Source organism: Nonomuraea sp. C10 (assembly GCF_008017515.1).
Lineage (GTDB): Bacteria > Actinomycetota > Actinomycetes > Streptosporangiales > Streptosporangiaceae > Nonomuraea > Nonomuraea ferruginea.
In genome coordinates this window covers 1,182,848-1,196,592 of the sequence record NZ_VPFF01000001.1, presented here as the reverse complement: position 1 = coordinate 1,196,592, position 13,745 = coordinate 1,182,848, and the positions used below count along the sequence as shown (strand labels likewise).

Here is a 13,745-nt window from a genome sequence, read left to right as displayed (position 1 = left end):
GGGTCAGCCGGTGAGGCGCAGCGGGTTGATCAGGTCGGCGTAGACGAGCAGCCCGGCCATGACGATCATGACGATGGCCAGCGCGTACGTCAGCGGCAGCACCTTGGCGATGTCGACGTAGGACGGCTCGGGGCGGCGCAGGATGCGCGCCCAGGCGCGCTTGAGGCCCTCCCACAGCCCGCCGGCGATGTGGCCGCCGTCGAGCGGCAGCAGCGGGATCAGGTTGAACATGCCGATCGCCAGGTTGAAGCCGGCCAGCAGGTTGACGAACACGAACAGCTTCTGCACGCCGGTCAGGTCGGAGGCGAGGATCTCGCCGCCCATGCGGCCCGCGCCGACGACGCCCACCGGGCCCTCGGGATCGCGTTCGGCCCCGGAGAACGCGGCGTCCCAGACGCCGACCATCTTCTCCGGCAGGTTGACCAGCGAGACCGCGACGCGGCCGGTCAGTTCGGCCATGTAGGGGAACACCGCGCCGAAGCTCTGCTGCTGCATGACCTCGGTCGGCAGCACGCCGAGGAAGCCGACGTTCTTCTCGATCACGTCGGGCTCGCCGGGCTTGGGCCGGTCCTGGGCGATGAGCGTGGTCTGCAGCGTCATGGGACGGCCGTCGCGAATGATGGCCAGCTCGGCGGGGCCGGCGCCGTGGGAGCGGATGACCCGGGTGGCGTCCTCCCACGTCTCGATCTTGTGGCCGTCGAGGGCGACGAGCTTGTCACCGGCCTTGAGCCCGGCCTGCGAGGCGGGCGTGGGCTGGTCGCCGGGACGGCACTCGGTGCGGTGCTCGCTGATCGGGATGACGCAGGTGTTGGTGTCGGGCGAGACCACCGGCGCGTAGGTGGGCACGCCGATGCCGACCAGCAGGAGGGCGTAAAGGATGAAGGCCAGCACGAAGTTCATCGCGGGGCCGCCGGACATGACGATGACCTTCTGCCACCACTTCTTGCGGTAGAAGACGCGGTTCTCGTCGCCGGGCCTGACCTCCTCCAGGGCCACTTCCCTGGCCTGCTCGATCAGGGCCTGGAACGGCCCGGTGGAGCCGCCGCGCAGCTTGCCGGGATCCTCGCCCGGCTTGGGCGGCAGCATGCCGATCATCCGGATGTAGCCGCCGAGCGGGATCCACTTGACGCCGTACTCGGTCTCGCCCTTGCGGCGGGACCACATCGTGGGCCCGAAGCCGACCATGTACTGGGTCACCTTGATGCCGAAGAGCTTGGCGGGCACCAGGTGGCCGATCTCGTGCAACCCGATGGACGCCATCAGCCCGATGAAGAAGATGGCGATCCCCAGGAGGAAGAGCCAGTCCATATACGCGCGCTCCAGACCGGACGATTCGACGTCCCAAGCGTAGTCGAACTCGACGGGCCCGGACGCTTACGTGACATACGGGGTATGCGAAGGACGGCTACGGGCGCCAGATCAGCACCAGCGCGCAGTCGTCGCTGTGGCCCGAGGCCATGGCGTTGACCAGGGCGCGCGCCCCGTCGCGGAACCCGGAGGGCAGCAGCCGCTCGGCCTCGCCGAGCAGCCGGTCGAGCCCGGCGTCGATGTCGCGCCCCGGCTGCTCGATCAGGCCGTCGGTGTAGAGCAGCAGCGCGTCGCCCTTGTGGAGGGTGCCGGTCTCGGGCTCGCAGTGGAGGTCGGGCACCACGCCGAGGACCACGCCCTTGGCGGAGGCGACCTCCCAGTTGCCGGTGCCGGCGTCGAACTTCACGACCGGCGGGTGGCCGGCGGAGGTGATGGTGTAGTCGCCGGTGGCCAGGTCGAGCCGGACGTGCACGGCGGTGACGAACCCCTCGTCGCCGCGCTGGCGGTGGAGGTAGGCGTTGCAGGCGGGCAGGAAGTCGTCGACGGAGCCGAGCAGCCCGCCGAACGTGCCCGACAGCAGCAGCGCTCTGGTGCCGGCGTCGACGCCCTTGCCCGAGACGTCGACCAGCGCGATGTCGACCCGGTCGCCGTCGCGCATGGACACCAGGAAGTCGCCGCCGAAGGAGGAGCCGCCGGCCTGCTTGAGCACGACCTTGCCGCCCCAGTCCTTGGGCAGCGGGGGCAGCTCGCCCTGGCTCTTGAGCCGGTCGCGCAGCTCCAGCAGCATGGCGTCGCCGCGCAGCCCCTGGACGCCGAGCTTGCCGCGGGTGCGGGCCATGAGCAGCGCCAGCACGGCGGTGAACCCGATCGTCACGGCGAGGCCGACGCCGACCCTGCCCGCGCCGAGCGTGACGGCGATGTAGCCCAGCGAGACGGCCACCGCGACCAGCAGCGTGACCAGGCTGCGCACCCGCAGCTGCAGGCCGCCGACCAGGGTGACGAGGATGAGCAGCGAGGGCGAGAACCACTCGGTGGAGACCTGGGCCGCGAGCAGCCCGACGACGAGCGTGACCACGGTCAGCGCGACCAGCAGGTTGCGGTCCCTGGCCGCCCCGCGCCTGAGGAACCGGACGAGCTGCACCAGGAACGGCACCCGCACCAGGATCGCGCGGAGCCGTGGCGGGATCAGCGGCGCCGGTCGGGTACTCATGATGCGCTCGACTGTATCGGTCTGGCTCGCGTTTGGGCAGCCGACTTGACCAGAGCCTTGATCGTCTACCAGGGATATTCGGTGGCCCCGGCGAGGGCTCGCTCGTACCGTGGACGGATGACGTATCCGATCCGTCCGATCGCCGAGAGCGAATGGCCGGCGTTCGCCGGCGTGCTCTCCGAGGGCTTCAACTGGACGCCGCATCCGCGGCAGACCGAGCGGTGGAAGGCGCAGACGGAGTTCGACCGCACGCTCGCCGTCTTCGACGGTGACACGATGGTGGCCTCCACGTCGGTGCACAGCTTCACCATGACGGTGCCGGGCGGGCGGCTTCCCGTCGCGGGCGTGACGGCCGTCGCCGTGCTCTCCTCGCATCGCCGCCGCGGCATCCTGTCGTCGCTGATGCGCAGGCAGCTCGCCGACGTGCGCGAGCGCGGCGAGCCTGTGGCGGCGCTGTACGCGTCCGAGGCGCCGATCTACGGGCGGTTCGGTTACGGGCGCGCGGCGGGGCAGATGTCGTTCACGATCGCCAGGCACGGCGCGGCGTTCGTCCCCGGCGCCCCGGTGGACCCGTCGCTGCGGCTGCGGGTGGTCAGGCCGGCCGAGGTCCGCGGCGAGTACGAGCGGCTGTTCGGCTCCGTCGCCGGCTCGCGGCCCGGCCTGTACGACCGGAACGCGGCGTTCTGGGACGCCATCCTGGCCGACGAGGAGTTCGACCAGAACGGCGCCGGCCCGCTGCGGTCGCTGCTGGCCGAGGACGACGACGGGGTGCGCGGTTACGCGCTGTTCCGGATCAAGAGCGGCTGGGACGGCGACGGCATGCCCGACGGCGAGGTGCGGCTGCAGGAGCTGTTCGCCGCCGATCCGGCCGCGTACGCGCTGCTGTGGCGCGGGGTGCTCGACCGTGACCTGGTGACGCGGATCGTGGCCCACGCCAGGCCGGTGGACGACCCGCTGTTCGCGCTGATGGCCAACCCCCGCCAGCTCCGCCCCAGCTGGTCGGACGAGCTGTGGGTACGCCTCGTGGAGGTCGACAGGGCGCTGGAGTCGCGCGCCTACGCGGCGCCGGTGGACCTGGTGCTGGAGGTCGCCGACGAGGTGTGCCCGTGGAACGCGGGCCGCCGGCGCCTGCGCGCCGACACCACGGGGGCGGAGTGCAAGCGGGTGGACGAGGAGCCGGACGTCACGCTGGACGTGGCGGCGCTGGGCTCGGCCTACCTCGGCGACGGCGATCTGGGCGCGCTGCACGCGGCCGGGATGCTGGGCGAGCGGACGCCCGGCTCGGTGCGGGCGCTGGCCACGGCCATGGCCTGGCAGCCGAAGCCGTTCGCCGGTCTCGTCTTCTGACGTACAGTCGCCGTATGGCCCTGCAGAGCTTGCAGATCACCGCGATCACGGCGATGCGCGCGCGTGACGTGTCGCGCCCGTCGAAGGAACAGCAGGAGACCGCCGACCGGCGGCCCCTGCGTGACGAGACGCCCAGGCGCGAGGGCAAACGGCGGGGTTAGCCCGGGAGCGAGGGCAGCTGCCCTATGGTCTCGTAGGCCTCGACCTGGGCGATGCGGCGGCTGTGGCGCTCGCTGCCGGAGAACGCGGTGGTGAGGAAGACCTCGACGAACCTCGTCGCGTCCTCGGTGGAGTGCATGCGCGCGCCGATGGAGACGACGTTGGCGTTGTTGTGCTCGCGGGCCAGGGAGGCGGTCTCCTCGCTCCAGGCCAGCGCGGCCCGGATGCCGCGCACCTTGTTGGCGGCCATCTGCTCGCCGTTGCCGGAGCCGCCGATGACCACGCCGAGGCTGCCGGGGTCGCCCGCGACGCCCTCGGCGGCGCGCAGGCAGAAGACGGGATAGTCGTCCTCGGCGTCGTAGACGAAGGGACCGCAGTCGGTCACCTCGTGACCGTGGTCCTTCAGCCACGACGCCAGGTGGTTCTTCAGCTCATAGCCGGCATGGTCGGCACCGATGTAGACACGCACCTCACCAGTCTTCCACAGCGGGGCCGAGGCGGCTCCGACCGCGGCCCCGATCGCTAGAGTAAGGAACTCCTATGGCCACTGGTCCTTACTGAGAGGGGAGCCTCCATGCGCGAGATCCGCGTGCTCGGCGATCCGGTCCTGCGCACGCCCGCCGAGCCCGTCGGGAGCTTCGACCGCGAGCTGCGCCGGCTGATCGACGAGATGTTCGAGGCGATGTACGCGGTCGGCGGGGTGGGCCTGGCGGGCCCGCAGATCGGGGTCGCGCGGCGGCTGTTCGTCTACGACATCAGCGGGCGCAAGGGCCACGTGGTCAACCCGGTGCTGACCGTCGACGACCCCGCGGAGGTCGTCGACGAGGAGGGCTGCCTGTCGGTGCCCGACCGGCGGACGAAGCTGCCGGCCTACGCGCCGGTGGCCCGCGCCGCGGGGGTGACGGTCGCGGGCGTCGACCGGCTGGAGCGGCCCGTACGGATCAGCGCGCGCGGCTCGCTGGCCCGCTGCTTCCAGCACGAGACCGACCACCTCGACGGCCGGCTGTTCGTGGACCGGCTGCCGAAGAACGACGCGCGCGAGATCATGCTCCGAACCTAGGGTGGGCGCATGACTGTGCTTACCGGAAAGGGCGCTCTGGTGACCGGGGGCTCGCGCGGCATCGGCAGAGCCGTGGTGGAGCGGCTGACGTCCGACGGGGCCGAGGTGGTCTTCAGCTACCGGCAGGACGCGGCGGCCGCCGAGCGGGTCGCCAAGGAGACGGGCGCCCTCGCCGTGCGCTGCGACCAGGGCAGCGAGGACGACCTCGCCCGGCTGCTCGCCACGGCCGAGGACCGGCTGCCGGGCATCGACATCCTGGTCAGCAACGCCGCCGAGACCGGGCCGGCGCTGATCGCCGACGTGACGCCGGAGCTGTACGAGCGGATGTTCGCGGTCAACACCCGGGCCGTCTTCCTGGCCGTCCAGTGGGCGGGCAGGGTGATGCGCGACGGCGGCCGGATCATCAACGTCTCGACGCTCAACACCGAGGTCCCCGCGCCCGCCATCGCGCTCTACGCCGCCACCAAGGCCGCTGTGGAGCAGTTCGCCAAGGTGGCGGCGCGGGAGCTGGGCGGGCGCGGCATCACGGCCAACAACGTGCTGCCGGGCGCGACCGACACCGACATGCTGCGCGCCGCCAACCCGCCGGAGGCGCTGGAGCAGGCGCCGCAGTTCACCGCGCTGCGTCGGCTGGGCACGCCCGGCGACGTGGCGGCCGTGGTGGCGTTCCTGGCCGGCCCCGACGGGCGATGGATCACCGGGCAGAGCATCCGGGCCACCGGCGGGATGGTGCTGTAGCGGCTAGAGCTGCAGCGCCTTGATCTCGAAGAACTCCTCCAGCCCGTACTCCCCCAGCTCGCGGCCGACGCCGGAGCGCTTGTAGCCGCCGAAGGGGGCCATCGGGTTGAAGTTGCCGCCGTTGACGGCGACCTGCCCGGTGCGCAGCCTGCGCGCCACCGCGACGGCGCGCTCCTCGGTGGCCGCCCACACCGCGCCCGCGAGCCCGTACGGGGTGCCGTTGGCGATCTCGACGGCCTGGTCCTCGGTGGTGTAGGGGATGATCGACAGCACCGGGCCGAAGATCTCCTCCTGCTCGATCACCATGCCGGGCTCGACCCCGGCGAACACGGTCGGCTCGACGTAGTAGCCGCGCGGCAGCGGCCGGTCGGTGCCGCCGGCCACGAGCCTGGCGCCCTCCTCCTGGCCGCGGTTGATGTAGCGGACCACCCGGTCGCGCTGCGCCGCCGACACCAGCGGGCCGACCCTGGTCGTCTCGTCGAACGGGTCGCCGACGGTGTACTTGGCGGTCGCCTCGACGGCCAGGCGGACGGCCTCGTCGTAGCGGTCGCGGTGCACGATCATGCGGGTCAGCGCAGAGCAGGTCTGGCCGGCGTTGATGAAGCAGTTGGCGACGCCCACCTTGACGGCCGCGCCGAGGTCGGCGTCGGGCAGGATGACGTTCGCGGACTTGCCGCCGAGCTCCAGCGCGACCCGCTTGACGCCGTCGGAGGCCAGGGCGGCGACCCGCCGCCCGGCGACGGTGGAGCCGGTGAAGGAGACCAGGTCGACGTCGGAGTGGCCGGCCATGGCCTCGCCGACGACCGGGCCGCGCCCGCTGACCAGGTTGAACACCCCGGCGGGCAGGCCCACCTCGTGGAAGATCTCGGCCAGCGCGTACGCGGCCAGCGGCGCCACCTCGCTGGGCTTGAGCACGACCGTGCAGCCGGCGGCGAGCGCGGGGGCCACCTTGGCGACGATCTGGTGCAGCGGGTAGTTCCACGGCGTGATCGCGGCCACCACGCCCACCGGCTCCTTGACCACCAGCGAGTTGCCCACGCGGGTCTCGAGCGGATGGCTGTCGGCCAGCTGGGCGTAGGAGGCCAGCACCCCGGCGGGCATGAGCGTCTGCACCTTCAGCGCGAACCCGAGCGGCGAGCCCATGTCGGTGGCGATCGTCCTGGCCACCTCGTCGGCCCGCTGCTTCAGCAGCTCGGCGGCGGCGGCCAGCAGCTTGCCCCGCTCGGCGGGCGGCATGGCCGACCAGCCGGGGAAGGCGCGCCGCGCGGCCGCCACCGCGGCCTGGACGTCGGCCGGCGCACCCGCCGGCACCCGGTCGATGATCTCCTCGGTGGCCGGATTGACGACATCGATGGCCTCTCCCGAGGCGGAGGCGGCCCACGAACCGCCGATGTATAGCTGACGCATGACTTCATCCTGGCGTGCCGCGGGTCACATGGCGAGACCGCGGCTCACCACGGAGTGAGCTGTATCAACCGGCTTGTCACGTTCTCCTACCGAGTGGAGTCGAAAATCAGTCGAAGCGGGGCTCGCTCGTACGGGAGCGCTTGAGCTCGAAGAACTCGTCGAAGCCGGTGACGAGCAGGACGCCGTCCCACATGCGTCCGGCGTCCTCGCCGCGCGGGATGGAGGTGATGACGGGGCCGAAGAACGCGTTGTCGCCGACGCGGATGACGGGCGTGCCGACCTCCTGGCCGACGAGGCCGATGCCCTCGTCGTGGGAGCGGCGCACGGCCTCGTCGTGTTCGGTGGAGTCCATGGCGTCGGCGAGGGCGGTGTCGAGGCCGGCGGCGGCGAGAGCGTCCTGGACCGTGTCGCGCAGGTCGCCGAGGCGCCTGATCGCGCGCTGGTTGTGGAAGCGGGTGCCGAGCTCGGTGTAGAGGGGGCCGACGACGTGGTCGCCGTACTTGGCGGCGGCCGCGGCCACCACCCGGACCGGGCCGATGGCGCGGACGATCTGCTCGCGGTAGGCCTCGGGGACGTCCTTGCCCTCGTTGAGCACGTTGAGGCTCATGATGTGCCAGCGCGGCTCGATGGGGCGAACCTTCTCCACTTCGAGAAGCCATCGTGACGTCACCCAGGCGAACGGGCAGAAAGGATCGAACCACAAATCCACAGGAGTCTTCTCGCTCATGTGGGCCATAACCTGGGGAGGCTCGAATCCTATTCCAGGGATCCGGCTGACCCCGACGAAGTGGTTGAAAAGGAGCGCAACTTGGCAGGCAACCTGACCCGGGACGAGGCACGCGAGCGGGCCCGCCTGTTGAAGGTCGAATCTTACGCGGTGGCGCTCGACCTGACAGCGGGCGAGGAGCGCTTCGACAGCGTGACCACGGTGCGTTTCGCCTGTACCAGGCCTGGCGCCGACACGTTCATCGACCTGCACGGCGCGCGCGTGCGCAAGGTGACGCTCAACGGCGCGGACCTCGACGTGTCCGCCTACGACGCCGACCAGGGCCGCTTCCCGCTGCCCTCGCTGGCCGAGTCCAACGAGCTGGTCGTCGACGCCGACTGCGTCTACATGCGCACCGGCGAGGGCCTGCACCGTTTCGTCGACCCGGTCGACCAGAAGGTCTACCTGCACAGCCAGTTCGAGACGGCCGACGCCCACCGCATGTACGCCTGCTTCGACCAGCCGGACCTCAAGGCGGCCTTCCAGCTGACGGTGCTCGCGCCGGGCGACTGGGAGGTGGTCTCCAACGCGGCGGCCTCCGCCGTGGACGAGCAGGGCGCCACCAAGCGGTGGACGTTCCCGCCCACAGCGGTGATGTCCACCTACATCACCGCCCTGGTGGCCGGGCCGTACCACAAGGTGACGTCCGAGCACGACGGCATCCCGCTGGGCGTCTACTGCCGGGCCTCGCTGGCCGAGCACCTCGACGCGGACAACATCCTGGAGGTCACCCGCCAGGGGTTCGACTTCTTCCACAAGGTGTTCGGGGTCCGTTACCCGTTCGGCAAGTACGACCAGCTGTTCGTGCCGGAGTTCAACGCGGGCGCGATGGAGAACGCGGGCTGCGTGACGTTCCTGGAGGACTACGTCTTCCGGTCCCGGGTCACCGACGCGGTGGTGGAGCGGCGCGCCGAGACGATCCTGCACGAGATGGCCCACATGTGGTTCGGCGATTTGGTCACCATGCGCTGGTGGGACGACCTGTGGCTGAACGAGTCGTTCGCCACCTACATGTCCGTGCTCGCCCAGGCCGAGGCCACCCGGTGGGGCAAGGGCGCGTGGACCACGTTCGCGAACGTCGAGAAGGCCTGGGCCTACCGGCAGGACCAGCTCCCGTCCACCCACCCGATCGCCGCCGACATCCCCGACATGCAGGCGGTCGAGGTCAACTTCGACGGCATCACGTACGCCAAGGGCGCCTCGGTGCTCAAGCAGCTCGTCGCCTACGTCGGGCTGGACAACTTCCTGGCGGGCGTGCGCGACTACTTCAACGAGCACGCCTGGGGCAACACCGAGCTGAAGGACCTGCTCACCGCCCTGGAGCGGACCTCGGGGCGTGACCTGTCCGCGTGGTCGAAGGAGTGGCTGGAGACCGCCTGGGTCAACACGCTGCGGCCGTCGTTCGAGGTGGCCGACGGCAGGTTCACCCGGTTCGAGGTGCTCCAGGAAGCGCCGGCCGACTACCCGACGCTGCGCTCCCACCGGGTCGCGATCGGCCTCTACTCGCTGGCCGGCGGGGAGCTGACCCGGACCAAGCGGGTCGAGCTGGACGTGGTGGGCGCCCGCACCGTCGTGGCCGAGCTGGCCGGCGAGGAGCAGCCCGACCTCGTGCTGATCAACGACGACGATCTCACGTACGCGAAGATCCGGCTGGACGAGCGGTCGCTGCGCACGCTCGTCGACGGCGGCATCGCGAAATTCACCGAGTCGCTGCCGCGGGCGCTGTGCTGGTCGGCGGCGTGGGACATGACGCGCGACGGCGAGATGTCCACCCGCGACTACGTCAAGCTGGTGGCCTCCGGCGTGGGCACGGTCAAGGACCTGACCGTCCTCCAGACCGTGCTGCGGCAGGCGCGGCAGGCCGTCCAGCAGTACGCCGACCCGGCGTGGCGGCCCGAGGGGATGGCGCTGCTGGCCCGCGAGCTGCGCGCGCTGCTGGCGGCGGCCGAGCCCGGCTCCGACCACCAGCTCGCCTACCTGCAGGCGTTCGCGCCCGTCGCTACCTCGGCCGAGGACCTGGCCGTGCTGCGGGCCATCCTCGACGGCACCGACGTGCCCGACGGGCTGAGCGTCGACGCCGACCTGCGCTGGACCCTCACCTCCGCGCTGGTCAGCGGCGGCGAGCTGGGCCCGGACGACATCGAGGCCGAGCTGCGGCGCGACCCCACGGCCACCGGCGAGCGGTCGGCGGCGCTGTGCCGGGCCGTCGTGCCCACGGCCGAGGCCAAGGCCGCGGCGTGGGAGCGGATCGTCGGCGGCGAGCTGCCCAACCACATCGCCCGCACCACGATCACCGGGTTCCAGGACCCGCACCACCCCGAGCTCCTGGCGCCCTACCGGGAGAAGTACTTCGCCGAGGTGGGGCGGATCTACCGGGAGTGGACGTTCGACCAGGCCTCCACGTTCGCGGTCGGGTGCTTCCCGTCGCTGCTGATCGAGGAGGAGACGGTCCGGGCGGCGCAGGCGTACCTGGACGCGGAGCGGCCGCCGCAGGCGCTGCGCCGGCTCATACTGGAGGGCGCCGACGGCGTGAGCCGCGCGCTGCGCAACCGCGCGCGCGACGCGGCCTAGCGACCCTCCGTAACGGCCCTCTCCCCCACCGGGAGGGGGCCGTCACTCTTGCGCCCAGCCCCTCCCGGCGAGTGGCTGGGCCTCACATGTCTCGCCCCTTTCCCTGATGGGAGAGGGGCTTTCGTGTTTCCGGGGGTTGACAGGGGTGTTGCGCGGGGCTCATATTTTCAGCACTAACTTTATTGCTGAAGAAAGTGAGCTCATGGCCGGTAGCGACCGCGGAGATCTCACCCGTACGGCGATCCTCGCCCTGCTCGGCACGGTGGGGCCGCTCAGCCGCAGCGAGATCGCCCGCGAGCTGGACGTCAGCCCGGCGACCGTCACGCAGCTGACGCGCGAGCTGATGGGACACGGCATGGTCGAGGAGCTCGACCTCAAGCCGTCGCGCGGCGGACGGCCCGCCCAGCGGCTGGGGCTCGTCGGCGGCGCCGGGCACGCGCTGGGCGTGAAGGTGACCGCCGACCACCTCGTGCTGGTGGACGTGCGGCTGGACGGCGAGGTGCTCGGGTCGTGGGTGCGGCCGTTCGACCCCGGCGCGGCCGACGCGCCCGGCGACCTGGCGGACGCCATCGAGTCGGTGCTGTCGGCGATCACCGACGGGCCGCCGCTGCTCGGGGTGGGCGTCGGGGTGCCCGGCGGGGTGGACGACCAGGGCGTGGGCACGGTCAACGCGCCCACGCTGGGATGGCAGGCCATGCCCGTCGGGGAGCGGCTGCGGCGGCGGCTCAACCTGCCGGTGCTGGTGGAGAACGACGTGAACGCGCTGGCGGCGGCCCAGCGGCTGTACGGCAGGGGGCGTACGCACCGGGACTTCCTCGTCCTGACCATCGGGCGCGGGGTCGGCGCGGCGATCGTGGCCGACGGGCGGGTGTACCGGGGGGCGCGCGGCGGCGCGGGCGAGTTCGGCCACCTGTGCGTGGACCCGCGGGGGCCGGCGTGCGGGTGCGGGGCCCGCGGATGCCTGGAGGCGTTCGTGGGGTCCGCGGGGCTGCTGGCGGCGGCCCGCGCCCGGTCGGGTGACGCGCCGGCCCCGGACGGCGTGGCGGATCCGCTGGGGGCCGTGGCCGCGCTGGGCCGGGCGGCCGTGGGCGGTGACCCGGTGGCGTGCGAGGTGTTCGCCGAGGCCGGGGAGATCCTGGGACGGGCCACCGCCGGGCTGGTCAACGTGGTGGATCCGGAGGTCGTGGTGGTGCTCGGCGAGGGCACCGCCGACTGGCCGTTCTGGCAGGTGGGGTTCGACCGGGCGCTGCGGGCCCAGCTCTACCCGGGGCGGCGCGACATCTCGGTCGAGGTCGAGAGCTGGGACGAGACGAGCTGGGCGCAGGGGGCGGCGGCGCTGGTGCTGGCGACCCCGTTCGACGCGGCGGGGGCGGCCGGTGAGCAGGGCCGCCTGGTCCGCGCCCGCCTGATCGGGACGACACCGTGACCGCAAGGTCCCCCGCCACGGGCGTGACGCTGACGGCGAGCCCGCCGGAGGTGGAGACACGGCGGGAGCCGCGGCGGCGGTGGCGGTACGCCGCGACCGTGGCCGTGTTCCTGCTGCCCAGCCTGGTCCCGCTGACGCTCTACACGCTGGTGCCGATGGTCGCGTCGCTGTGGACGAGCCTGCACGAGTGGGACCTGATCACCGAGATGCGCTGGGTCGGCCTGGACAACTACGCCGAGCTGCTGGGCGACCCGGGGACGAGGGCGGCGTTCGGCCACACGCTGTACTTCATCGCGGGCTACCTGCCGCTCGTCTACGCGGGCGGTCTCGGCCTGGCGCTGCTGCTCAACAGGGCCATGCCCGCCAGGAGCCTGCTGCGCGGCGTCTACTTCCTGCCGGTGATCACGAGCTGGGTCGTGGTCGCGCTGATGTGGAAGTGGCTGCTCAACCCGGCCTCCGGCATCGTCAACTGGGTGCTCGGGCTGGTCGGGGTCAGCGGGCCCGGCTGGTGGACCGACCCGGACTGGGCGATGCCGTCGATCATCCTCGCCTCGGCCTGGAAGGACCTGGGCTTCGTGATGATCATCCTGCTGGCGGGCCTGCAGGCGATCCCCCGCGAGTACCAGGAGGCCGCCATGGTCGACGGGGCGGGGGCGGTGCGCCGGTTCCGGCACATCACGCTGCCGCTGTTGTCGCCCTCGACGTTCTTCGTCGTGGTGATCTCGCTGATCAACGGCTTCCAGGTGTTCGACCAGGTGCAGATCATGACCGGCGGCGGGCCCGGCGGGGCGACGCAGGTGGTGGTGTCGCAGATCTACGACCTGACCTTCCGGTACGGGCGCGCGGGGGCGGCCTCGGCGCTGTCGTGGCTGCTGTTCGCGCTCGTCCTGCTGGTGACGATCGTCCAGATCCGCGGCCAGAAGCGGTGGGTGACCTATGGGTAAGGCGCTGCGTCACCTGGTGGTCGGGCTGGGCGCGGTGGTGATGCTGTTCCCGTTCGCGTGGGCGGTGATCACCTCGCTGACGCCCGGCGACGCCGTGCTGGCCGTGCCGCCCGACCTCACCCCCGAAGGGGCGAGCCTGGACGCGTACGGGAAGCTGCTGGAGACGCTGCCGTTCTGGCGGATCGTGGCCAACAGCGCGTGGATCGGCGCCGCGTCCACGACGATGCAGCTGGTCACCAGCGCGATGGCCGCCTACGCGTTCGCGCGGCTGCCGTTCCCCGGCCGGGGCGCGCTGTTCGCCGTCTATCTCGCGACGCTGATGATGCCGCTGCCCGTGCTGGTGGTGCCGCTCTTCATCGAGATGCGGATGTTCAACCTGGTCGACACCTACTTCGCGCTGCTGGCGCCGACGATCGCCTCGGCTTTCGGGGTGTTCCTGCTGCGGCAGGCGATCAACCAGGTGCCGAAGGAGTTCGACGAGGCCGCCGTGCTCGACGGCGCCGGACATTTCAGGATTTTTCTGTACGTGGTGCTCCCGCTGATCAGGCCGGCCCTCGCGACCTTCGCCATCTTCGGCTTCATGGCCAGCTGGAACAGCTACCTGTGGCCGCTGATCATCATCCGCTCCCCCGAGTTCATGACGCTCCCGCTGGGCCTGGCCACGCTGCACGGCCAGTTCACCACCGAGTGGGACGTCGTCATGGCGGGCTCGGTGATCAGCGTCGTCCCGATCCTCATCCTCTACGTCTTCGCACAGAAACACGTGATCGCCAGCGTCGCGCAAAGCGGGCTCAAGTAAAGGAATCCCC

13 protein-coding genes are annotated in these 13,745 nt (G+C 71.6%); 8 read left to right on the top strand and 5 right to left on the bottom strand.

All coding sequences use genetic code 11. The features are described 5' to 3' along the window. Positions 1-3: 3 nt before the first annotated feature. Together FR742_RS05625 and FR742_RS05620 are read right to left on the bottom strand one after the other, a co-directional pair. Positions 4-1,308 carry an RIP metalloprotease gene (locus FR742_RS05625; RefSeq protein WP_148029944.1) on the bottom strand — a complete coding sequence of 435 codons (1,305 nt, stop codon included), beginning with the start codon at positions 1,306-1,308 and terminating at the stop codon, positions 4-6. Between the two features lie 97 nt (positions 1,309-1,405). Continuing rightward, the gene (locus FR742_RS05620) at positions 1,406-2,518 is read right to left on the bottom strand and encodes a PP2C family protein-serine/threonine phosphatase (RefSeq protein ID WP_148029943.1); all 1,113 of its coding nucleotides are present in this window, start codon (positions 2,516-2,518) and stop codon (positions 1,406-1,408) included. Positions 2,519-2,635: 117 nt separating this feature from the next. On the opposite strand from FR742_RS05620, the gene FR742_RS05615 reads away from it, so the two are divergent. Beyond that, positions 2,636-3,865, top strand: a complete 1,230-nt coding sequence (locus tag FR742_RS05615; protein WP_148029942.1) for a GNAT family N-acetyltransferase — start codon at positions 2,636-2,638, stop codon at positions 3,863-3,865. Between the two features lie 14 nt (positions 3,866-3,879). Continuing rightward, complete coding sequence (locus FR742_RS44330; protein ID WP_187281010.1) at positions 3,880-4,026, top strand: hypothetical protein; 147 nt, start codon at positions 3,880-3,882, stop codon at positions 4,024-4,026. On the opposite strand, the gene FR742_RS05610 is transcribed toward FR742_RS44330, so the two are convergent. After that, a complete protein-coding gene (locus tag FR742_RS05610) occupies positions 4,023-4,493 on the bottom strand; it encodes a ribose-5-phosphate isomerase (RefSeq protein WP_148029941.1) in 471 nt (156 codons plus the stop codon). The two genes, FR742_RS44330 and FR742_RS05610, sit on opposite strands and share 4 nt — an antisense overlap. Positions 4,494-4,598: 105 nt before the next feature. Between FR742_RS05610 and def the strand changes: the two genes are divergently transcribed. Both def and FR742_RS05600 read left to right on the top strand, forming a co-directional pair. Then, entirely contained in the window at positions 4,599-5,084 is a 486-nt protein-coding gene (gene def / locus FR742_RS05605; RefSeq protein ID WP_148029940.1) for a peptide deformylase, read from the top strand. 9 nt (positions 5,085-5,093) lie between these two features. Further along, the gene (locus tag FR742_RS05600) at positions 5,094-5,822 is read left to right on the top strand and encodes an SDR family oxidoreductase (RefSeq protein WP_148029939.1); all 729 of its coding nucleotides are present in this window, start codon (positions 5,094-5,096) and stop codon (positions 5,820-5,822) included. 3 nt (positions 5,823-5,825) lie between these two features. On the opposite strand, the gene FR742_RS05595 is transcribed toward FR742_RS05600, so the two are convergent. Then, positions 5,826-7,229, bottom strand: a complete 1,404-nt coding sequence (locus FR742_RS05595) for an aldehyde dehydrogenase family protein (RefSeq protein ID WP_148029938.1) — start codon at positions 7,227-7,229, stop codon at positions 5,826-5,828. 106 nt (positions 7,230-7,335) lie between these two features. After that, on the bottom strand, positions 7,336-7,956 hold the full coding sequence (locus FR742_RS05590) for a DsbA family protein (protein WP_148029937.1): 621 nt from the start codon (positions 7,954-7,956) through the stop codon (positions 7,336-7,338). A gap of 81 nt (positions 7,957-8,037) precedes the next feature. Here FR742_RS05590 and pepN point away from each other — a divergent pair, with 81 nt between their 5' ends. The 4 genes from pepN (at position 8,038) to FR742_RS05570 (ending at position 13,735) form a co-directional block, all read left to right on the top strand. Next, on the top strand, positions 8,038-10,566 hold the full coding sequence (gene pepN / locus FR742_RS05585; protein ID WP_148029936.1) for an aminopeptidase N: 2,529 nt from the start codon (positions 8,038-8,040) through the stop codon (positions 10,564-10,566). Between the two features lie 202 nt (positions 10,567-10,768). Further along, entirely contained in the window at positions 10,769-11,992 is a 1,224-nt protein-coding gene (locus tag FR742_RS05580; RefSeq protein WP_148029935.1) for an ROK family transcriptional regulator, read from the top strand. Then, the gene (locus FR742_RS05575) at positions 11,989-12,936 is read left to right on the top strand and encodes a carbohydrate ABC transporter permease (RefSeq protein WP_222708846.1); all 948 of its coding nucleotides are present in this window, start codon (positions 11,989-11,991) and stop codon (positions 12,934-12,936) included. The genes FR742_RS05580 and FR742_RS05575 overlap by 4 nt, the downstream gene beginning before the upstream one ends. After that, positions 12,929-13,735: a carbohydrate ABC transporter permease gene (locus FR742_RS05570; RefSeq protein ID WP_148029934.1), complete on the top strand. Its 807-nt coding sequence runs from the start codon at positions 12,929-12,931 to the stop codon at positions 13,733-13,735. The genes FR742_RS05575 and FR742_RS05570 overlap by 8 nt, the downstream gene beginning before the upstream one ends. Positions 13,736-13,745 lie beyond the last annotated feature (10 nt).